Raw genomic sequence first — 18923 nt, 5'->3', positions numbered from 1 at the left:
GTATCGGTATGTCAGTCCCCGACACCGCGGCGACGGCGGCAGCCGTCGTCGACGAGATCCTCTCCGCAGTCGTCGCCGATCGAACCGTTCTCGAGGAGGTCACTGCCGGGGTGCTCGCCCGCGGTCACGTGTTACTCGAGGACGTGCCCGGAACGGGCAAGACGCTCACCGCGCGGTCGTTCGCGACCGCGCTCGGGCTGGAGTTCTCCCGGATCCAGTTCACCCCGGACCTGATGCCCGCCGATATCACCGGGTCGTACGTCTTCGAGGAGGAGACCGGCGAGTTCCACTTCACGCCCGGACCGGTGTTCGCGAACGTGGTCCTCGCGGACGAGATCAACCGCGCGCCGCCGAAGACCCAGTCCGCGCTGCTCGAGGCGATGGGCGAGGGACAGGTGACCGTCGACGGCGAGACCCACGACCTCCCCGACCCGTTCGTCGTCATCGCGACGCAGAACCCCGTCGAGCAGGAGGGGACGTTCGAACTGCCCGAGGCCCAGCGCGACCGCTTCATGATCAAGACCTCGCTGGGGTATCCCGACGCCGACGGAACGCGGGAACTGATCGACCGCCGGGCCGACCGCGACCGCCCGGACCCGACCGTCGACCCGGTCGTCGACCGCGAGCGGGTGCTCGAACTCCAGCGCGTTCCCGAGGGAATCGCCGTCGAGGGCCCGGTCCGCGACTACATCGGCGACGTCTGCCGAGCGACCCGAACCGACGGCCGCGTCGACGTCGGCGTCTCGCCCCGCGGCGTCCAGCGGCTGTTCGAGGTGAGCCGGGCTCGAGCCGTCCTCGAGGGTCGCGAGTACGTCGTTCCGGAGGACATCAAACGAATCGCCGGGCCCGCGCTCGCCCATCGCCTCGTATTGACGCCCGAGGCGAGCGTCGACGGCGTCTCCCGGCGCGCGGTAATCGACGGCGTGCTCGAGGAGTGTGCGGTGCCGGCGATGGAACCGCCCTCAGCGGACCAGTAACCACGTCCCGCCGAGGACCGCGGCCACGGCGCCGATGACGCCCGCCGTCGCCGGAACCGACAGCGTCGGCGCGAAGACCGCCGCTCCGGCCAGTCCGAGAGCCGCGACGAGGACGCCGACGACCGCTATCGCCCCGCTCCAGCCGAGCCGCACGAGCTGTGGCCGCCGGGACGCGTCGGGGCCGATCTCGCGCGCCAGCGTCCGCCCGTAACGACCGACGTCGTACGTGAACAGCGCGGCCGCGATCGGAACGAACGCCGCCGCACCGGTCCGGACCGTCTCGAGGTCGAGGAGCACGGCGTCGACGGTAGAACCGGCGACGATCCCGCCCGCCGCGAGCGCCCCGGCGAGGGCGGTAACGGGGTCGGGGGCATCGTCTTGCAGCACCGCGCCCTCGTAGAGCCACGCCACCAGCCAGCCGACGCCGAGGACGATTGCCGTCGCGCCGAAACCAGCGGCCACGAGAGTCGTCTCGACGCTGCCGAGACTCCCGACGCCGGCGACCGCGAGCCCCACGCCGGAGACCGCGCCGACGACGATCGCGACGGTCGCGTTTCGACGCCCGTCCGTCTGGACCCACGCGCCGCGGACGACCGCCGCCGAGACGGCGACGACGGCGGCCACACCCGTCACGGCCGCGAGCGGTCCGCGAACGACCACGCTGCCGGCGACCGCGTCGACGAGCGACTCGAGCGGCGGGGCGAACGGGGAGAGCATCGTCAGTACCGCCAGCACGGCAATCGCGAGCGCGGCCGCGACCCCGATCATCCTCGTGAGTGCGTTTCGAGTCCCGTCGTAGGCGTCGCGTCTCGAGGGGACGGTAAACGCCGCCGGCGGGACGAGAAAGAGGGCGGACGCGACCGCGACGGCGGCGGCGACGAGCGCGAGGAACAGTCCGGACGGCCCGTAGCCGGTGAGCCACGGGACCGCTTCGAGTGCGGGTCCAGCACCGCCCAGCGTATCGATTCCGGCGGCGAGAAGTGCTACGCCGCCGGCGACGACCGCCGAACAGAGCGCGGCCGCGCCCGCTCGTAGGAGCGCGACCGGTGTCGGCTCACCACCGAGGACGCCACCCGCGGTGAGTCCGAGGATCACGCCGACGAGCGCCGAGAGAGCCGCTATCGGCGCTCCCGCGAGACCGACCACGGCGACCCCGCCGAGGACGACGATCGGCAGCAGCGCCGACGCGACCGCGACGCGGCGGTACGAACTCGCGGACAACCCCACCGCCGCCGCGAGACCGATCCCGACGAGGACGCCGGCGGCAACGAGCGGTTCCGCGAGGGCGAGCGCCAGCGCACCGATACCGGCGGCCAACGCGATCCCTCGCCTCGTCGTCGGCGGGAGTCGACCGTCGGTGTTCATCGGGTCCCTCCCGTCCTGATCGCGTTGCGAAGTAAGACCCCGAGCGACTGCTCGCGGTCCCAGTCGATGACGCGAGCGCCCGTCGCGCGGGCTCGAGCCAGTCGCGTCTCCCGGTCGAGCGATTCCAGCCGCGTCGAGATATCGTCGGGGCCGGCCGTGACGTCCGGCGAGATCACGCGGACCGCGTACCCCCGCGCCCGAAGCCGCTCGACGAGGTCGACCGGCTCGTCGTCCACGAACGAGGAGAACAGGTACACCTGCGCCTCGCCCGGCAGCGTCCGGGGAAGGTCCGCGACGGGATCGTCGGTTCGCGTCCGAGCGTTCGACCGGTAGCCGAGGTAATTGGCCTCCCGGACGCCCTCGAGTAGCTGCGACGCTTCCCGTCTCGTCGCGGGGTCAGTTCCCGGAGCGACGGTCGTCAACCGCCGCTCGTGGAGCCCGACGACGCCGGTCGGATGGCCCGCGGCCACCAGCGCCTCGAGCGCTCGCTCGGCGGCGTCGGCCGACCGCTCGATCGCGGGAGGCCGTGCGGTCGTCGCCGCACTGAACTGGCTCGGTCGGGCGTCGACGACGCAGACGATCCGCGTCGCCCGCTCGGCGCGGTACTCGACGGTCGCCAGCTCCCGGCTCCCGGCGTATCGCCGCCAGTCGATCGACCGGACCGGATCGCCCGGCTCGTACTCGCGGACGGCGTAGAACTCGAGGCCGCTGCCGCCCTCGTCGGTCGGCACCTCGCCCGCGTAGTCGTTCGCCCCGTCGCCGAGCGACACCGATTCGACGGTCGGCGAACGGCGAACCGCGTCGTCGCCGCTCACGCCCGCCCGCCACGTCTCGGCTACCGTCCCCGTGAGATCGCGCGTTCGAACCGTCGCGTCGTCGAACGCGTGCTCGCCGCGCCGGGGTTCGATTTCGTACTCGAGGGTTGTCTCCTCGAGCGGCTCAAGGGTCTCGCACGCACGCGGGGAGCCGGAAACGACCGGCAACGCCTCCGGGACGCCGTCGACGACGCGCAGGTCGACGATCGTCTCCGAGCCGGCGTTTTGGACGGTCGTCCGCACGGTGACGGTCTCACCGGGGTCGGCTGACACCGCCGCGGAACCGGAGTTCGTGCTCTCGTCGACGTCGTCGATGACCCCGCCGCTCGCACCGTCGCGAACCGAAATCCGACGGTTGACACGCACCATCGCCGGCCGATTCGTCCCGAACGCGGCCGCGGCGACGTACCACAGCGGGAGCGTTGCGGCGGCGACGAGGAGTTGGCTGCCGGCGGCGATGCCGAGCCCCGCGAGCGCGAGCGTCGCGGTGATGGCCCACTCGTCGCCCCCGAGTCGCTCGACGGTCCGATCGCTCATCGGTCCACCTCCGCGTCGGTCCGGGCGTCCCCGCCGATGGTTTCGATCGCCGCGAGCGTGCGACGGACGCGGCGCTGGTACGCCGCCCCGGGGTCGACCGCGGCCCGGAGCCATTCGCCGAGCGGTTGTCGCCGACCGTCGGCGAGGAACGCGGCGGCGACCGGGTCGTCGGTCCACGTCCCCGAGCGGACGGCCTCGCGAGCCGCGTCGGTCGCAAGCCCGCGTTTCGTGACGACGACGCGAACCGCACCCTTCGTGAGCCGTCGCCGAACGTCCGTCGCCGACTCGTTTGCCCGGCAGCGGTACCGGCCCTGTGCGGCGTCGGTGATGGTCCGTTCCGTCTCGCGGCCGACCGCGGTCTCCGTGTGACTGACGCCGTCTTCGGGCGGGACGCCCTCGAGCAGCGGGGACTCGCTCGAGCGGTCGCGGGTCCACAGCCACCAGCCCGTGGCCGCCGCGATCACGATCCCGAGCGCCGGAAACAGCACTGCCAGCGGGTACAACAGGACGGTGAGGGCCCGCACGGACGGGACGAAGCCGCCGAGTAGCACCGCCCCGATCGCGAGGACGACACCGGCACCGACCACGGCCGTCACGACTCGCTCGAGATCGATGGCAGGGAGCTGGACCAGCGGATCTCGCCCCGGTCCGGAAGACGAACGCGAACTCATTCCGATCCCTCCTCGTCCGGCTCGTGGTCGAGCAGCTCACGCACCGCGGCCCGCGCCGCCGCCGCCCGCTCCGGCGACGGCTCGCGGCCGCCGTACTCGATATCGCGAACGATCGCGACGAGGCGGCTCACGCGGTCGGCGGGGAACCCGGCGGCGAGCGCGTCGCGAGCCACCGCTCCGGGGGTCGCCGTCTCGCGGTCCGCTATCTCGAGGCGATCGAGGAACGCGTGCCACGCCGCCCGGACCTCCGCGCGCGGCCCGTGAGGGGCCAGCGGCTCGGCCGCGAGATCGGGACTCCCCGCTTCGTCACCCTCGGAATCGCCCGGCTCGTCGGCGTCCTCGTCATCCGCAGTCGGTCCGAGAATCCCCTCGAGCAGCGACCGATCGCTGTCGGCCGACGATCGGCCGAACGAGCGCAACGACCCGAGCGACGGAAGGGAGCCGAACGCCCGGCCGATCGACGAGAGGGCCGAACCGACGGCGGGGGACCCGCGGCCGGTGCCGCCGAACTCGAGACTGGGCATCGAGATAGTCGGGAGCGATATCGACGGCAGGCTGTATCCGCCGATAGCGCCGAAGAGTCGGCTGAGCGCGGTTCCGAGGCCCCCGACGAGGTCCGCGAGTGCGACGAACAGCTCGGCCACCGCGTTTCCGCGCCGTCGTTCACTGGTGGCGATCAGTCGGTAGTAGGTTACGACACCGCCGATGCAGAACCCCGGGACGAGCACGACGACCGCCGCCAGCCGCAGGTAGAGGTCCCCGACGGTCGCCGTCGCGGTCTCCGCACCGACCTCGGCCGTCACGGTCGCCTCGTCGCCGATCGGCAGCCAGAGCCGCGTCCGCCCGTTTTCGCCGGTCGTCGCCGTCCCGCCGCTCTCGAGGGAGACCGTCGCGTTCGGAACGCCGGCCCCGTCGGCCGACACCTGGACCGGAGCGGGCGAGCCCGGGAACAGGACCGGCGAGACGAACTCGACCGTCGGTTCGGCCACCTCGACGGTCCGATTGCCGGCGACCGGTTCGCGTTCGACGCGGAGGTCGACCGGACCGGTCGTCTCCGGGAGCGTCACGGTGGCCTCCCCGTCCGCATCGGTCATCGCGACCGCCGTCCCGTCGCGGGAGACCGTCGCGTTGGGCACCGGCGTCGAGCCGACTTCGGCCGTGATCTCGAGGTCGCGAGCCGGAGCCGCCCCGCCGCGGATCTCGAGCGTCGCAGCCGTCCGGACATCGAACGTTCGCGATTGATTCTGCTCGGGGATCGAGACGGTCATCTCCTCGGCGTAGGGAACGACGATCGTGGCCCTGCCGAACTCGTCTATCTCGGTGACGTTCTCGCCGTTCACTGCGATGGTTCTCGTGGTGAAATGGCTGGTATAGTCGGTCTGGACCGTCACGTTGCGTCCCGGTTCGATTTCCTCGTCGATCTCGATGGTTGTACTCGACTCGTCGTCGCGATCGTCGTCCGGCCCGTTCGTGTCGTCGGGCGATTCCGTGACGAACTCGGGGGTGTCCTCCATCGAGTCCCAGTCGCCGGCGATCGGCTCGCCGTCGCTCCCACCGGGCCCGTCGAGTCGCGGATCCGCCGCGGGCAGCGCGCTCGCGACGACGAACAGACAGCACAGACAGCCGACGACGAGCAAGAGCCGGCGCGCCCCCGTCACGCTGTCCCCTCCAGTTCGGCCGCCATCTCGGACAGCCGTCGCACGCGGACGTCGACCGGCGGGTGAGTATCGGACGAGTCGGCATGGACGGGTCCCGAGGGCGTAGTGGCCTCGAGCCACGACGTCACGTTCGCGCGCCGAGTCGTCTCATCAGTCGGTTGCTGGATCTCGGGCAGCAACGCCGTCTCGTCGCCCGTTACCGGATCGGTCGGGACGATACACAGCGCTCGCGTTCTGGCCGTCCGGAGGTCCGTCTCCGGCGTTCCGGCCGTCTCGGCGAGGGTCACCAGCGCGCTCGCGAGCGCCATCGGCGTCCCGGTGATCCGGGCGGCCGCGGCGTCAGCGGCGAACTCACGCGTCTGTGACAGCGTTCGGGTCGCCCAGTCGGCGATCGTCGGAAACACCCAGAGAATCGGCGCGACGAAGACGGAGGTGAGCACGACCAAGGGGAGAAACCAGTACACCGCCACCCGGTCGCCGCCCGACAGTTCGCCGGGATCGGAAAGCGCGCGGCGCGCGAGCAGCGCCGCGTGGTAGGCTCGATCGGCGATCTCGAGGAACAGCGTCGTGATCGTCATCAGCGTCACGTCCCGGTTTGCGACGTGGGCGATCTCGTGGGCGAGGACTGCCTCGAGTTCGTCGGCGTCGAGGGCCTCGACCAGTCCCGTCGTGACGACGATCGTCGCGTCGGTGAGCCGACCGACGGTGTAACAGCTCGCCGCCTCGTCGGCGACGACGCGAACGTCCGGTTCCGGCACGTCGGCAGTCATCGCCAGTCGCCGGACCGTTCGGGCGACGGCGTGGTCCTCGTCACCGGCGACGCCGTGCGTTCCCGAGAGCACGCGCCGATAGCCGTAATACGTCTGTGCCGCGAGGAAGCCGCCGACCAGTACCAGCGCCGTTGCCCACGAGACCGGCAACCGGAGGGGGTCGAACTCGACGGTGCCGTACTGGAGGAAGACGATCGTCCCGCCGACGACGCCCGGGAGCAAGACGCCGTACGTCCACAGCAGCGTAAGCACGAACACGGTAGTAACCGCGACGAATACACCGAGGACTGCACAGATCCGCACGCGGAGATTCATGGAGGGCGCTTGATCGAATTCTCGACTCCGAGACCAAAAATTTTCCCCGAACGTTTCGGGCGAGTATCGTCTCCGGTTACCGACCGCTCCGGTCGGACGACCGATGTGTCGTCGCCGAATCCGGAGAGCCGCGATGGTGCTCGAGCGGGTCCGTAACGGCGACGGCTCACCGCGATCGGCTCCACATCGAACTCGTGCGTGGCACTTGACAAACATTTAATTCGGGCGGGACTATAGCCTTACGTATGGTCGAATCCCTCGTGGGGAACGTGCCGCTCCTGCTCTTGGTGGTGGGCCTCGTACTGATGGTACTCGAGGCCATCTCGCCGGGTGCCCACCTCATCGTCATCGGGATCGCGCTGGTCGGCGCAGGGTTGATCGGCGTGCTCTTCCCGGCCCCGCTTAGCCCGATAATTCTGGCGGGACTGACCCTCGTGATCGGGCTTGCAGCGGCCTACATCTACAACCGCTTCGACTTCTACGGCGGCAAAGGGACGGCCCGAACCACGGACTCGGACTCGCTGTCCGGCGCGACGGGCTACGTCACCGAGACGGTCACGAACCGCAGCGGCGAGGTCAAACTCGAGGAGGGCGGGTTCGCCCCCTACTACAGCGCGCGAACGACTAGCGGAACGATCGAGGAAGGCGAAGAGGTCATCGTCATCGACCCCGGCGGCGGAAACGTGCTCACGGTCGAATCCCTCGACGCGATCGGTGAGGACGAGATCGATCGCGCGCTGGCACGAGACGCGCAACAGGACGACCGAGAACCCACGGACACCGGCGACGAATCGACGACCGACGCCGAACCGGAGACCGAAACGGAGCGCTCGAGTTGACCTGTGGGTTCGGGTCTCACATGTTGACGAAATAAGGGAACGCTTTTCTCCCCACCGCCGTAAGGCCGAAATATGGTGCTACAACTGTTCCCGATGCAAGCCACCGGCGCAGCCGTGTTGCTCGTCGGTGCCATCGTCCTCGTCCTCGTGATCGCCGCACTGCTGAGCGCGATCGAGATCGTCGACGCCTACGAGAAACGCGCCCTGACCGTCTTCGGCGAGTACCGCAAACTGCTCGAGCCGGGGATCAACTTCGTCCCCCCGTTCGTCTCGAACACGTACGCGTTCGATATGCGTACCCAGACGCTCGACGTGCCCCGTCAGGAAGCGATCACCCGCGACAACTCGCCGGTGACCGCCGACGCCGTCGTCTACATCAAGGTGATGGACGCCAAGAAGGCGTTCCTGCAGGTCGACGACTACAAGAAGGCCGTCTCGAACCTCGCCCAGACCACCCTGCGCGCCGTGCTGGGCGACATGGAACTGGACGACACGCTGAACAAACGCCAAGAGATCAACGCCCGCATCCGCCAGGAACTCGACGAACCCACCGACGAGTGGGGCATTCGAGTGGAGTCGGTCGAGGTCCGCGAGGTCAACCCCTCGAAGGACGTCCAGCGCGCGATGGAGCAACAGACCTCCGCCGAGCGGAAACGCCGCGCCATGATTCTCGAGGCACAGGGTGAACGCCGCAGTGCCGTCGAGAAGGCGGAAGGTGACAAACAGAGCGAGATCATCCGCGCACAGGGTGAGAAACAGAGCCAGATCCTCGAGGCCCAGGGTGACTCGATCTCGACCGTGCTGCGTGCACGGTCCGCCGAATCGATGGGCGAGCGCGCCATCATCGACAAGGGAATGGAGACGCTCGGCGACATCGGGCAGGGCGAGTCGACGACGTTCGTCATGCCCCAGGAACTCACCTCGCTGGTCGGCCGCTACGGCAAGCACCTCTCGGGCAGCGACGTCGAGGGGAACGGCACGGACCTCGAGAGCCGCGAATTCGACGACGAGACCCGCGAACTGATCGGGCTAGACGATATCGCCGAGATCATCGGCGAGATCGATCAGGAAGCGGACATGGACGTCGAAGCGATGGAACAGGAGGCCCAAGCGATCAAGGAAGGCAAGGATCCGGCGGATATCTCGGATCCGGACGAGGTCATCGAGGAGATGGACCAAGACTTCCAAGGCCAGACCGACGGCGGCACTGAGATGGCAGCCGACGAGGACGACGAGCCCTCCTCGAGCGACTGACTGTCTCCGTTCAGTCGCCGTCGATTCGTCTCGGTGCCATCGGTTTACGTCTTATTTCTCGCCCTATAATCGTCTGTACGTCGATTGCGCTCACTCTCGTCTCCATCGTCGCTCGAGGACACGTATTGGATCCCTAACCAGTAATAATCGGTGAACAAAGCGGAGCGAAACCTGTTTTACGTATCGTGCCCTTGAGGACAGTAGTAGGTATGACAGCACCCGATGGGGTCGACGATGAAAAACGAGCGACCCTGCGCCGATTTGCCGCCCTCGGTGCCGCCTCCCCGCTGGTTGGACGCTCCGATTCAGCGGCGGCTGACACGGGTGAAAGCGACGCGCGCGACGCTATCGCGGGCTATCTCTCCACGACGCCCGGCGCGCACTTCTCGAAGATCCGCGATGACTTACAACTCGGGACCGGCGAAACCCAACACCACCTCCGCCGGCTCGAGGAACTCGAGGCCATCGAGCGCTACCGCGACGGCGACTACAAGCGGTTCGTCACGGCCGGCCGGTTCGACGAGTTCGAGAAACGGGCGCTCGGCTACCTCCGCCGGGAGACCCCGCGCGGCATGCTGATCGAACTCCTCCTGAACTCGGACGCCACCGCCGGCGACCTCGCGACGGCCCTCGAGGTCTCCCCGCCGACGGTGAGCAAGTACGCCGGCGAACTCGAGGAGGCCGGACTGCTCTCCCGGGACGACGGCTACGCCGTCGAACGACCCGAGACGGTGCTCGTACTGGTCGTCCGCCACGCGGACTCCTTCGGCGATCGCGCGCGGACGCTCGCTCGAGACGCGGATCAGTTCCTCGAGTATCAGGCCTGAGGTCGGGACTAAGTACCTGTTACCCGGCGGTAAGAACGTATTACTGCGAGATTACGACGAGTCGACCAGCGACAGCAAGTCGGTCAGCGACTCGAGTTCGTGGGTCGCGTCCACCGACCGATCGCGGTTGTGAGACCGCCGGAGGAACGCGGTCTCGAGGCCGGCCGTGCGCCCGGCGGTCACGTCTTTTTCCGAATCACCGACGTAGATGCCGCTCGTGATGCCGACGGCCTCGAGTGCCTCCTCGATGTAGGAGGGATCGGGCTTGCGTCGCTCGTAGCCCTCGACCGTCGGGTCACGGCCGCGGACGACATCGAAATCGAACTCGTAGTAGTCGGCGACGAATTCGGCGGTCTCGTGGCGGTTGTTGGTGACGAGTCCAATCGTCGTCCGCTCCCCGAGGTCGTGAATCGCGTCGATATCGTCGTAGGTGCCGCGCTCACCCGATCGAAGGCGGTCGTGGGTTCCGCTTGAGGCGTGTGCTTCCTTTCGATCCCAGAACTCCGCGAGGTCGATCCCGAGGTCCTGACAGTGTCTCTGGATCCGTTCGTGGTCGTGATCCCTGAAATCGCGCCGCTGTGTTGCCGTCGGGTCGACCTCCAGTTCGGCAAGCGCCGCGTCGGCGGCGTTGGCGTAGACCTGCGGATGCGTTCGCGGTCCCTCGAGGATGACGCCGTCCATATCGAACAGTACTGCCGTCATGTCCCGATATTGAGGGCTCGCGATAGAAGAGCGTTCGCGTCGCTATCGGCTGTCGTTCGTCACTCGTTATGATCGGTAAACCAAGAGCAGAAACGGACCGCGCGACCGCAGTCGACTGTTACGCGTCGACTTTCCAGGTGGTACTCGAGGAATACCCCCACTTCTCAATCTCGACGTCGTAGTCGCCCTCTTGAAGTGCGGTGATGTTCGAGCCGACCTCTTTTGCCGTCATGCCGAGCTCCTTGCCGATGAGGCGGGATTTGAAGTACGTTTTCGTCGCCGCGTTGTTCCGGAGGTACTCCAGAATCCGCTGTTGTTTGCTCGTGAGGTCGGGGGCCATTGCAGTGCTCATACACGGTCGGATGACAGGAACACCCTTAGGGGGTTTGGTACGTGCGGTTAACCCGCTCCTGTCGTGCGGTTTTCCCGGGGCGTAATGAGATACTAACCGGGTGGAAACGTTTCGTTGGTACGTGCGGTTAATATATACCGGGCTCGGACTGTCGTTTGTTCGTGACGGTTTCCGGCCGACGGGATCGGAGCGGCGATTTCGACAGCCGTGACGCAAGCGGGACCCGTCACAGCGGCCGAGAGTCACGCGTCGGTGTCGTAATACGCTGTTACGAACGGTCCGAACGAAGACGCAACCGCCTCGCCTAACGCTCGCGTCCGGTTGGTCAGCCCGTCGGTGAGCGCACCCGCGGCCCCCTCCGCTTCGGCGACGTTCTCCGTTCCGAGCACGTCGTCCATGACCGGTCCCAGTTCCGCGCCGTCCGAGACCCGCTCGGCGACCCGGTCGGGAAGCCGAAGCGTCGGCCCGCCACCTCGCTCGAGTCGGTCGCCGTCGGTGACGGCTCCCCACATGATTAGGGACAGGCCCGGTGTCGCTCCAAGCCGAGCGACCCCGCCCTCGAGGCCGACGCCGTAGTCGGCGTCGGTCGCCGCGAGCGCGCGTCGGGCGCGGTTCTCGGCACCGGAAACGGTCTCCTCGAGCGACCGTGGCTGTTCGCTCACCCCGGAGTCGACGTCGACGGCGGTCACGGTCGGCTCGTATCGCTCGAGCGTGCGTTCGACCGCGTCGACCTTGACCGGGTTCGTGCTGCCGACTGCGAGTTCCATACCGGCCCTTTGCACGGAGCGAAGTTGGAGCCACCGTTTCCGCGCGCGGCGGTCGTCCTTCTCTGCTTTAATGTTTCCATTTATCATGCTCGTTCGCCTGAATTACCCGTTTTCGAGGGATCTGGGGCCGAGATTTCGAAACCATTAAACCTCGAGTCTCTGAACGTGAGAGGTAACGGATCCGTCCGGGCTTTTGCAATCGGTTCGGCCGGGCAGCAATCGCCATCGTATGACTAACGCACCATCGAACACGAGAGTACGACGTAGCGAACCCGAAACCAACGAACAGGAGACCGAGAGCGAGGAGCAGCAGGATCTGGTCTGTCCCGAGTGTGCCGGCAACCTCGTCGTCGACGACGAGCACGGCGAGACCGTCTGCGAGGACTGCGGACTGGTCGTCGAGGAAGACTCCGTCGACCGCGGCCCCGAGTGGCGGGCCTTCGACGCCGCCGAGAAGAACGAGAAGTCCCGCGTGGGCGCACCCACGACGAACACGATGCACGACAAGGGGCTCTCGACGAACATCGACTGGCGAAATAAGGACGCCTACGGCAACTCGCTCGGCTCCCGCCAGCGCGAGAAGATGCAGCGCCTGCGCAAGTGGAACGAGCGCTTCCGCACCCGCGACTCCAAGGAGCGCAACCTGAAACAGGCACTCGGCGAGATCGACCGGATGGCGAGCGCGCTGGGCCTCCCGACGAACGTCCGCGAGACCGCGTCGGTCATCTACCGCCGCGCGCTCGACGAGGACCTGCTGCCGGGCCGCTCCATCGAGGGCGTCTCGACGGCCTGTGTCTACGCCGCCGCCCGACAGGCCGGCGTCCCCCGGAGCCTCGACGAGATCGCCGACGTCTCCCGCGTCGAGAAAAACGAGATCGCGCGCACCTACCGCTACGTGGTCCGCGAACTGGGCCTCGAGGTCCAGCCGGCCGACCCCGAGAGCTACGTCCCTCGCTTTGCCTCGGGACTCGAACTCTCAGACGAGGCCGAACACCGCGCGCGGAGCCTGCTCCAGAACGCCAAGGAGAAGGGCGTCCACAGCGGCAAGTCGCCGGTCGGCCTCGCGGCCGCCGCGGTCTACGCCGCCGCGCTCCTGACCAACGAGAAGACCACGCAGGCCGCCGTCAGCGACGTCGCCGACATCTCCGAAGTGACGATTCGGAACCGCTATCACGAACTCCTCGAGGCCGAGGAGACCATCGGGATGGCCTAACGCGGTTCTCGACGGACTGGGACTGCCGAAACGATACCGTTTTTGTCGCTCTCGCTCCCACTGGTAGCCAATGGGTTTGACTTTCGACTCGTTCGTGCTCACGGCCGCGACGGCGACGCTCGCCGACGAACCCGCGGCCCGCGAGCACGCTGACGCGATCGAATTCCGAATGGACCTGGCCGACGAACCGCTGGCCGCGCTCGAGGCCTACGACGGCGAGTTGCCGATCATCGCGACGAATCGCGCCGACTGGGAGGGCGGAGACGCAGCCGAGGACGGCCGACTCGAGGCACTGGCGGCGGCGACCGCGTTCGAGGCCGTCGCGGCCATCGACGTCGAACTCGAGTCGATCCTCGAGGGGGACGCCGAGGACGTCCTCGAGACGGCTCGCGATCGCGACGTGTCGATCATCGCGTCGGCCCACGACTTCGACGGAACACCGGCTCGCAAAGAGATGGTTCGAACGCTGACCGAGGCGGGCAAGTACGCCGACGTGGCGAAACTGGCGGTGACCGCCCAGTCGACGGCGGACACGCTCGCGCTCCTGTCCGCGACCGAGCAGCTGACCGCCCACGGCGACGCGGTCGCCACGATGGCGATGGGCGAAGTCGGCAGCCACACGCGCGCGGTGGCTCCGGTCTACGGCTCGAAGATCGGCTACGCGCCCGTGGACCCGTCGGAGGCGACCGCGCCGGGCCAGTACGACCTCGAGACGCTCGCCGAACTGGTCGCACGACTCGACTGAGCTGAAAAACAACGAGAATCGGAATGTTAAGGGCAGGGGGTCCCTACATCCTCACTACAATGACATGGCTCCGTGCGCTTCTCGCCGCCGGTCTCTCCGTGATCATGCCCGGCGCGGGTCACGTTCTCATCCGGGACTGGCTCCGCGCCGCCGCGTTCGCGGCTCTTTTCGTGTCGGCGAGCGCCCTCTTTCTTCCGATCGACCAGCTGACGGCCGCCGGACCGGTAACGAGCGTCGATGATATCACCGCATACGCGGATATCATGGCCGCGGAGACCAGTGCGATCACACAGTTCCTCCTCTCGTTTATCGCCCTGTTCGCCGCGATCGACGCGACGTTCCGCGCGCTCGGCCACTCCTCGGTCGGAGCCGACACCGCGGAGGGGCCGACCTGTCCCGAGTGCGGTAAAGAAATCGACGCGGACCTCGAGTTCTGTCACTGGTGTACGACGCGCCTCGAGCCAGTCGATCCCGAGGCGGAGACGAACGATCTCTGAAGCGAGCGACTGATTCGCACGTCGACGTTCGGATTCGGTGCCGGTCTCGGGTGCCGTTCCGTACCGATTCCGCGACGCTACTTCTCGATGATGCTCTCTTCGACGGGTTCGCCGAAGTGGCGGGCCGTGTTCTCAGAATACAGCAGGATCTCGTCGCCGGCCTCGAGGTCCGTCACGGCCTTGCGGCCCTCTTCTGCGGCGACCTTGATCGTCTCGGCGTTCTGGAGCAGCGTCTCGACGCGGTCGCCGTCCTCGGTCTCGAGGGCGATCCGGAACATCGGCCGCTGTTCGATCTTGACCCGGCCGACGATGGCCTCGCGGGTGTTGCCGTCGGTGTCGACGACCTGCACTTCGTCGCCGCTCTGGAGTTCCGAGAGGTACTTCGTGCCGCCGTCGGGGGTCCGGACGTAGGCGTGGACCGCGCCCGCATTGACTCTAAAGGGCCGCGAGGCGACGTAGGGCGACTCGGCGGTCTCGGCGTGGACGAAGACCAGTCCGCGGGCCATCGACCCGACGAGCATTCCCTCATCGTGCTCGAGGAGGCTACCGGTGTCGACACAGACCCGGTCGGCGCTGCCGGCGCGCTCGATGTCGAGCACTTCGGCGTACTCCAGCTCGAGGCGCTCGCGTGCGGCCTGGTCGCGCATCTCGACGGTCTTGCGGATCTCGTCCGGATCGCCGGAGTCGAGCAGGACGGCGTCGGACCCGATCTCGAGGGTTTCGAAGGCCGTCTTGGCTTCCTCGGCGCTGGTGACGCCCGCGACGAGGTCGGTCTCGTCGCCGATGCGGGCGATCAGGTTTTCGAGGGGGATGATCGTCCAGTCCTCGCCGACGACGATCGTGTGGTCGGCTTCCTCGGCGGCGGTCTCGGCGAAGCGCTCGTACTCCTTGCCGAGGATGCGGACGTACGCGCCGCGCTCAAAGTCGCCGTTCCGGCGCAGCGTCGAGAGGTCTGCCGACCCCGAGAAGTCCTCGGGCAGGTCGATCGTGGCGTCGCCCTCGCCCGCTTTCCCGACGACGATCGCGTCTGCCTGCGCGTCCGACTCCGCGTCGTCGCTCGCGCCGTCGGCCTCGGCGTCGTCGATGTCGTCGACGAGCGTTACGTCCCCGTCGGTCCGGAACGCGGCGACGTTGATATCGCCGAGTTCCCGAGCGCGGGAAACGTCGTCCTCGTCGACCAGTACCCAGTCTGCACCCGCCTCGAGTGCGGCGGTGATCCGCTCCCGGCGGTCGTCCCAGTCACCGACTGTATCGTCGGCTTTTACCCAGACAGCTCGCGTCATAAATCGACCCTCGGAGGGAACCGGCTTGAACGTGGCGAATCGGGCAGGAACGTCAGACGGACCGATCGATATCGGAACAGCGGCCGTTGTTCCGATCCCGTCTTCGAGTCCAGTACCGTCGTAACTGCTAGTACTGCTCGAATAGTTATGATAGTATTGTGGGTAACGATAGTAACGGTAGTTAGAATACTTTCTCGGAAGTTGATAATAACCGTCCGAACGAACGTTCTGGTATGGGTCAGCGCCACCTCGACGACGCCGAACTGACGATCGACTGCGCCGCCCACCGGCTCGAGGTGGAACCCGCGGCTGAGATCGCCCGCGCGGCGTTCGAGCACGCGGGCGAGTTGGCGGTCCTCGAGTACGGCCGACCGGCGACCGTACTGGGTGCCGTCCGGCTCGCGTGTCGGCGCACGGACGTCACCGAACCCGCCCTCGAGCGGCTCGAGGACGCGTTCGACGTCGCTCCGGATCGAGTCGTCGCGGCCGACGAACTGCTAACGCAGTACCTGACGCCGCCCGCCGACGACGCCGAGATCCGCTCGCTGCGCCGAACGCTCATCGCGGCACAGGAAGTCCTGGCCGCGGTCGAGCGCGGCCGCGGCGCTGGCCCCGAGCTCCCGGGCTCGCACCTCGCTGACGCCGCGCCCTTCCTGCTCGCGCGGGCGAGCAGCCACCTCGATTCCCGCACCGACCGCGAGTTCCCGGGACTCGAGGCGGCGGCGCTTCGCGACCACATCGAGCGCCTCGAGGCCGACCTCGAGCTGGCTCGACTGGGAACGGAACTGTACGCGCGGGTCTACGACGAGCACTGAACCGCCGTCGGCCCGCGTCTGCTGACGGCGACCCTCCGTTGATTGCTCCCCCGACTGACGCCGCCCCACCGCTGACGCCGTCCCCTCCGGCCGCCCTACCGCTGACGTTCACCCCTCCGCTGCGCCGTTCCACCACCGATACCGCCGTCCGCGACACCGCCTATCGCGTCTCGCCGGCCTCGTCCATGAGCTTGTGTCGGAACGCCCGGTAGGCGTTTTCGCCCCGTTCGGTCAACTCGACGACGCGCCGGCGGCCGACCGACTCGATCGTCACGTAGCCGTCCTCGGCGAGCGGCTCGAGGACGTGGGTGTCGAGCACCCGAAACGCGCCCTTGTCCTCGCCGGAGTGCTCGTCCGGCGACCGTCGATCGGCCATGAAGGCGAGTTCCTGCTCTCGAGCGTACTCGATGAGGTCCTTCTTTTTCGGCGGTGCCGTCCGGTCGTCGTGAAAGCCATCCCACGCGGCTGGATCGGCGAGGAACTCCATGATCGCGACCTGCTCGCGCGTCGGCGACTCGATGGGATAGGTCGGCACCTCTTCCATCTCGTCGAGGCCGAACGAGCCGGGTTCGGCCGTCCCGTCGTGGGTGTACTCCGACGGCTCGACGTAGTAGGCGTGGGCGTCCGTTGAGACGTCCATACACGCGATCGTCGCCCCGATCGCCGGAATCGTGCCGGCCCCGGAGACGTTGACGTACACCTGATCCTCGGCGTGGATATCGGCGATCGTCGTCACGTCGCCGAGGACGGCGTACACGTCCGTCAGATCGCACGCTCTGGTCCGCACCTCGGGGACGATCGACTCGAGTTCCTCGCGTAACTCGTCGTGATAGTCGGCGGCCGCGGTCGCGTTTCGCTCCCCGTGTCCACCCTCCCCGTCCTGTTCGCCGTCGGTCTCCCCATTGCCTGCGCTGTCGTCCTCGAGCAGGTAGACCAGATCCGCCCGCTGGGTCCGGATCGGCTCGAGGATCCGATCGAACTCGTAGCCCAACGGCACGACGTGAACTCGCTTGACGACCTCCATACGCCGAGAGGCGTGTCAGCAAAAATAACTGCTGCGGAATCGGGAGTGGCCGCTCGAGCCGAAACCGCCCCCGGTCAACTGCCGAGTGTCGGCCATCCGGCCAAACCACCGCCGGGTGGGACTGAAAGGGGCGACGGGGCTTTCGGGCTGTTCTCGTCGGCACTGGTCGCAACGACGGATACTGCATCGAATCGGCGAAACGTTGAGAACGCCCGCGCTCGTACAACGATCCAGATGGCCGCCTACGACGCGATCTGTTTCGATCTCGATAGCACGCTCTGCGAGCCGACTCAGGACGCCGCGACCCTGCTCGAGTCCGCCTTCGAACGCGCCGGCTGCGAGCAGTTCTGTACCCCCGCGGAACTGCGGGCCGCCGTGCCTCACCTGCCGACCGCCGAGACCGATCGCGAGTTCTACGAGCACCTCTTTACCGAAGTCGCACAGCGAGCCGGCGTCGCCCCCGATATCGCGCCGACGCTCGCAGCCGAGTACCTCGCGGTGCAGGACCCGACCGCCGTCAGATTTCGACCCGGCGCGAAAGCGGCGCTCGAGCACGCTCGCGACCGAAGTCGGGTCGGGCTCATCACCAACGGCGGTCGGAAAACACAGACACAGAAACTCCGGGCGCTGGGCATCGAGGACGCCTTCGACGTGCGGGTGTTTACTGAGCCGAGCGCGGGGATCCTGCCGAAACCGAACGCGGCACCCTTCGAACGCGCGCTCGGTGAACTCGAGGTCGCGCCGGACGCGGCGATTCACGTCGGGGACTCGCTCCACGCCGACATCGCGGGCGCCAACGCGATGGGGATCGATTCGGCGTGGCTCGATACCGGGCGCGACGACGGGCCCAGCGAGCACGTGCCGACCTACGAACTCGCGTCGCTCGAGGCGTTCGAAACGATCGTCTAAGTCCGCCAAGCGAACCGATTGCCGGGCTGTCCGCCCTACTCCTCGGGCAGCAGATCGGTGTGCACCACAGCGCGATACTGGGTGTCGGTTCCCTCCTCGAGTCGCTTGAGCAGGGCCGCCGCGTTCGGAAAGCTCTCGGGGAGGTCGAACGCGTCGCCCTCGTCGTCGTCGCGTTGCTTGCAGAGTTTGACGAACGCCACCAGCGCGTCGTAGGTATTCGGCCGGGCGTAGACCACGCCGATATCGCGCTCGAGGGAGTCGCGCCACGACTCGATCACCGGTTCCGCCGCGTTCCGGGGCCGTCGCATCCGCTCGGCGAGTTCGGCCGTGTCGATATCGGGTCCGCCCTCGCCGGTCAGTCCCTCGAAGGCCGCCTCCAGATCGTCGGCCTCTGCCTCGAGCGCCGGCGCATCGGCTTCGGCCTCGAGCAACTCGGCGAACGCCTCGACCTCCTCGCGACGGACCGCGACGGGGTAGACGAAGTCGTGCGTGTCCTTCGGCAGGGTATACGACGTCGCCTCGACACCCTGCTCGCCGGGTCCGGAGTTGCCCAGCATCAGATCGAGTATTCCCATACCCGAAACAGGT

20 protein-coding genes are annotated in these 18923 nt (G+C 67.7%); 9 read left to right on the top strand and 11 right to left on the bottom strand.

The features are described from left to right. The first annotated feature begins 8 nt into the window (after window positions 1–8). Window positions 9–977 carry an AAA family ATPase gene (locus tag FEJ81_RS15900; RefSeq protein ID WP_138246211.1) on the top strand — a complete coding sequence of 323 codons (969 nt, stop codon included), beginning with the start codon at window positions 9–11 and terminating at the stop codon, window positions 975–977. Here the strand turns inward: FEJ81_RS15900 and FEJ81_RS15895 are convergent. The 5 genes from FEJ81_RS15895 to FEJ81_RS15875 are packed head-to-tail and all read right to left on the bottom strand — an operon-like array spanning window position 963 to window position 7108. Beyond that, window positions 963–2342, bottom strand: a complete 1380-nt coding sequence (locus FEJ81_RS15895) for a hypothetical protein (RefSeq protein WP_138246210.1) — start codon at window positions 2340–2342, stop codon at window positions 963–965. The two genes, FEJ81_RS15900 and FEJ81_RS15895, sit on opposite strands and share 15 nt — an antisense overlap. Further along, window positions 2339–3694 carry a DUF58 domain-containing protein gene (locus tag FEJ81_RS15890; RefSeq protein WP_138246209.1) on the bottom strand — a complete coding sequence of 452 codons (1356 nt, stop codon included), beginning with the start codon at window positions 3692–3694 and terminating at the stop codon, window positions 2339–2341. The genes FEJ81_RS15895 and FEJ81_RS15890 overlap by 4 nt, the downstream gene beginning before the upstream one ends. After that, window positions 3691–4365 carry a DUF7269 family protein gene (locus tag FEJ81_RS15885; RefSeq protein ID WP_138246208.1) on the bottom strand — a complete coding sequence of 225 codons (675 nt, stop codon included), beginning with the start codon at window positions 4363–4365 and terminating at the stop codon, window positions 3691–3693. The genes FEJ81_RS15890 and FEJ81_RS15885 overlap by 4 nt, the downstream gene beginning before the upstream one ends. Next, entirely contained in the window at window positions 4362–6023 is a 1662-nt protein-coding gene (locus FEJ81_RS15880) for a DUF4129 domain-containing protein (RefSeq protein WP_138246207.1), read from the bottom strand. Before FEJ81_RS15880 ends, FEJ81_RS15885 begins: the two co-directional genes overlap by 4 nt. Further along, window positions 6020–7108 carry a M48 family metallopeptidase gene (locus FEJ81_RS15875; protein WP_138246206.1) on the bottom strand — a complete coding sequence of 363 codons (1089 nt, stop codon included), beginning with the start codon at window positions 7106–7108 and terminating at the stop codon, window positions 6020–6022. The genes FEJ81_RS15880 and FEJ81_RS15875 overlap by 4 nt, the downstream gene beginning before the upstream one ends. 245 nt (window positions 7109–7353) lie before the next feature. On the opposite strand from FEJ81_RS15875, the gene FEJ81_RS15870 reads away from it, so the two are divergent. The 3 genes from FEJ81_RS15870 to FEJ81_RS15860 all read left to right on the top strand — a co-directional run bounded on the left by FEJ81_RS15870 (window position 7354) and on the right by FEJ81_RS15860 (window position 10028). Next, window positions 7354–7947, top strand: coding sequence for an NfeD family protein (locus FEJ81_RS15870; RefSeq protein WP_138246205.1), 594 nt, complete (start codon window positions 7354–7356; stop codon window positions 7945–7947). A gap of 72 nt (window positions 7948–8019) precedes the next feature. Next, window positions 8020–9201, top strand: a complete 1182-nt coding sequence (locus FEJ81_RS15865) for an SPFH domain-containing protein (RefSeq protein WP_138246204.1) — start codon at window positions 8020–8022, stop codon at window positions 9199–9201. 209 nt (window positions 9202–9410) lie between these two features. After that, entirely contained in the window at window positions 9411–10028 is a 618-nt protein-coding gene (locus tag FEJ81_RS15860; RefSeq protein WP_138246203.1) for a winged helix-turn-helix transcriptional regulator, read from the top strand. 51 nt (window positions 10029–10079) lie between these two features. Here the strand turns inward: FEJ81_RS15860 and FEJ81_RS15855 are convergent, their stop codons facing one another. The 3 genes from FEJ81_RS15855 to yjjX all read right to left on the bottom strand — a co-directional run bounded on the left by FEJ81_RS15855 (window position 10080) and on the right by yjjX (window position 11849). Then, the gene (locus tag FEJ81_RS15855; protein ID WP_138246202.1) at window positions 10080–10730 is read right to left on the bottom strand and encodes an HAD family hydrolase; all 651 of its coding nucleotides are present in this window, start codon (window positions 10728–10730) and stop codon (window positions 10080–10082) included. A 118-nt stretch (window positions 10731–10848) separates the two neighbouring features. Beyond that, the gene (locus FEJ81_RS15850; protein WP_006429128.1) at window positions 10849–11070 is read right to left on the bottom strand and encodes a DUF7123 family protein; all 222 of its coding nucleotides are present in this window, start codon (window positions 11068–11070) and stop codon (window positions 10849–10851) included. A 254-nt stretch (window positions 11071–11324) separates the two neighbouring features. Then, on the bottom strand, window positions 11325–11849 hold the full coding sequence (gene yjjX / locus FEJ81_RS15845; RefSeq protein WP_138246201.1) for an inosine/xanthosine triphosphatase: 525 nt from the start codon (window positions 11847–11849) through the stop codon (window positions 11325–11327). Between the two features lie 229 nt (window positions 11850–12078). Here yjjX and FEJ81_RS15840 point away from each other — a divergent pair, with 229 nt between their 5' ends. The 3 genes from FEJ81_RS15840 to FEJ81_RS15830 all read left to right on the top strand — a co-directional run bounded on the left by FEJ81_RS15840 (window position 12079) and on the right by FEJ81_RS15830 (window position 14304). Then, entirely contained in the window at window positions 12079–13062 is a 984-nt protein-coding gene (locus FEJ81_RS15840; protein WP_006429130.1) for a transcription initiation factor IIB, read from the top strand. A 70-nt stretch (window positions 13063–13132) separates the two neighbouring features. After that, window positions 13133–13807 (top strand): type I 3-dehydroquinate dehydratase, encoded by a 675-nt coding sequence (locus FEJ81_RS15835; protein ID WP_138246200.1) that lies wholly within the window; start codon window positions 13133–13135, stop codon window positions 13805–13807. Between the two features lie 59 nt (window positions 13808–13866). Continuing rightward, window positions 13867–14304, top strand: coding sequence for a zinc ribbon domain-containing protein (locus FEJ81_RS15830; RefSeq protein ID WP_138246199.1), 438 nt, complete (start codon window positions 13867–13869; stop codon window positions 14302–14304). Between the two features lie 77 nt (window positions 14305–14381). On the opposite strand, the gene FEJ81_RS15825 is transcribed toward FEJ81_RS15830, so the two are convergent. Further along, the gene (locus tag FEJ81_RS15825) at window positions 14382–15587 is read right to left on the bottom strand and encodes a 3-dehydroquinate synthase II (RefSeq protein WP_138246198.1); all 1206 of its coding nucleotides are present in this window, start codon (window positions 15585–15587) and stop codon (window positions 14382–14384) included. A gap of 233 nt (window positions 15588–15820) precedes the next feature. On the opposite strand from FEJ81_RS15825, the gene FEJ81_RS15820 reads away from it, so the two are divergent. Further along, complete coding sequence (locus FEJ81_RS15820; protein ID WP_138246197.1) at window positions 15821–16402, top strand: hypothetical protein; 582 nt, start codon at window positions 15821–15823, stop codon at window positions 16400–16402. A gap of 160 nt (window positions 16403–16562) precedes the next feature. Here FEJ81_RS15820 and FEJ81_RS15815 read toward each other — a convergent pair whose 3' ends face one another. Further along, complete coding sequence (locus FEJ81_RS15815) at window positions 16563–17426, bottom strand: HFX_2341 family transcriptional regulator domain-containing protein (RefSeq protein WP_138246196.1); 864 nt, start codon at window positions 17424–17426, stop codon at window positions 16563–16565. Window positions 17427–17660: 234 nt separating this feature from the next. Between FEJ81_RS15815 and FEJ81_RS15810 the strand changes: the two genes are divergently transcribed. Continuing rightward, window positions 17661–18335: an HAD family hydrolase gene (locus FEJ81_RS15810; RefSeq protein WP_138246195.1), complete on the top strand. Its 675-nt coding sequence runs from the start codon at window positions 17661–17663 to the stop codon at window positions 18333–18335. A gap of 35 nt (window positions 18336–18370) precedes the next feature. Here FEJ81_RS15810 and FEJ81_RS15805 read toward each other — a convergent pair whose 3' ends face one another. Further along, on the bottom strand, window positions 18371–18910 hold the full coding sequence (locus FEJ81_RS15805; protein ID WP_175416448.1) for a hypothetical protein: 540 nt from the start codon (window positions 18908–18910) through the stop codon (window positions 18371–18373). Between the last annotated feature and the right edge of the window lie 13 nt (window positions 18911–18923).

This window comes from Natrinema versiforme (assembly GCF_005576615.1).
GTDB lineage: Archaea > Halobacteriota > Halobacteria > Halobacteriales > Natrialbaceae > Natrinema > Natrinema versiforme_A.
Note: the sequence above shows the minus strand (reverse complement) of the source record. Positions and strands in the feature narration are given on the sequence as shown.

Excerpts from the sequence above, each read along its gene's own strand:
- FEJ81_RS15830 (WP_138246199.1), top strand. The coding sequence starts at position 13,867 with ATGACATGGCTCCGTGCGCTTCTCGCCGCCGGTCTCTCCGTGATCATG.
- FEJ81_RS15860 (WP_138246203.1), top strand. The coding sequence starts at position 9,411 with ATGACAGCACCCGATGGGGTCGACGATGAAAAACGAGCGACCCTGCGC.
- FEJ81_RS15825 (WP_138246198.1), bottom strand. The coding sequence starts at position 15,587 with ATGACGCGAGCTGTCTGGGTAAAAGCCGACGATACAGTCGGTGACTGG.
- FEJ81_RS15820 (WP_138246197.1), top strand. The coding sequence starts at position 15,821 with ATGGGTCAGCGCCACCTCGACGACGCCGAACTGACGATCGACTGCGCC.
- FEJ81_RS15870 (WP_138246205.1), top strand. The coding sequence starts at position 7,354 with ATGGTCGAATCCCTCGTGGGGAACGTGCCGCTCCTGCTCTTGGTGGTG.
- FEJ81_RS15855 (WP_138246202.1), bottom strand. The coding sequence starts at position 10,730 with ATGACGGCAGTACTGTTCGATATGGACGGCGTCATCCTCGAGGGACCG.
- FEJ81_RS15835 (WP_138246200.1), top strand. The coding sequence starts at position 13,133 with ATGGGTTTGACTTTCGACTCGTTCGTGCTCACGGCCGCGACGGCGACG.
- FEJ81_RS15895 (WP_138246210.1), bottom strand. The coding sequence starts at position 2,342 with ATGAACACCGACGGTCGACTCCCGCCGACGACGAGGCGAGGGATCGCG.
- FEJ81_RS15840 (WP_006429130.1), top strand. The coding sequence starts at position 12,079 with ATGACTAACGCACCATCGAACACGAGAGTACGACGTAGCGAACCCGAA.
- FEJ81_RS15810 (WP_138246195.1), top strand. The coding sequence starts at position 17,661 with ATGGCCGCCTACGACGCGATCTGTTTCGATCTCGATAGCACGCTCTGC.
- FEJ81_RS15850 (WP_006429128.1), bottom strand. The coding sequence starts at position 11,070 with ATGGCCCCCGACCTCACGAGCAAACAACAGCGGATTCTGGAGTACCTC.
- FEJ81_RS15805 (WP_175416448.1), bottom strand. The coding sequence starts at position 18,910 with ATGGGAATACTCGATCTGATGCTGGGCAACTCCGGACCCGGCGAGCAG.
- FEJ81_RS15865 (WP_138246204.1), top strand. The coding sequence starts at position 8,020 with ATGGTGCTACAACTGTTCCCGATGCAAGCCACCGGCGCAGCCGTGTTG.
- FEJ81_RS15875 (WP_138246206.1), bottom strand. The coding sequence starts at position 7,108 with ATGAATCTCCGCGTGCGGATCTGTGCAGTCCTCGGTGTATTCGTCGCG.
- FEJ81_RS15900 (WP_138246211.1), top strand. The coding sequence starts at position 9 with ATGTCAGTCCCCGACACCGCGGCGACGGCGGCAGCCGTCGTCGACGAG.
- FEJ81_RS15890 (WP_138246209.1), bottom strand. The coding sequence starts at position 3,694 with ATGAGCGATCGGACCGTCGAGCGACTCGGGGGCGACGAGTGGGCCATC.
- FEJ81_RS15885 (WP_138246208.1), bottom strand. The coding sequence starts at position 4,365 with ATGAGTTCGCGTTCGTCTTCCGGACCGGGGCGAGATCCGCTGGTCCAG.
- yjjX (WP_138246201.1), bottom strand. The coding sequence starts at position 11,849 with ATGGAACTCGCAGTCGGCAGCACGAACCCGGTCAAGGTCGACGCGGTC.
- FEJ81_RS15815 (WP_138246196.1), bottom strand. The coding sequence starts at position 17,426 with ATGGAGGTCGTCAAGCGAGTTCACGTCGTGCCGTTGGGCTACGAGTTC.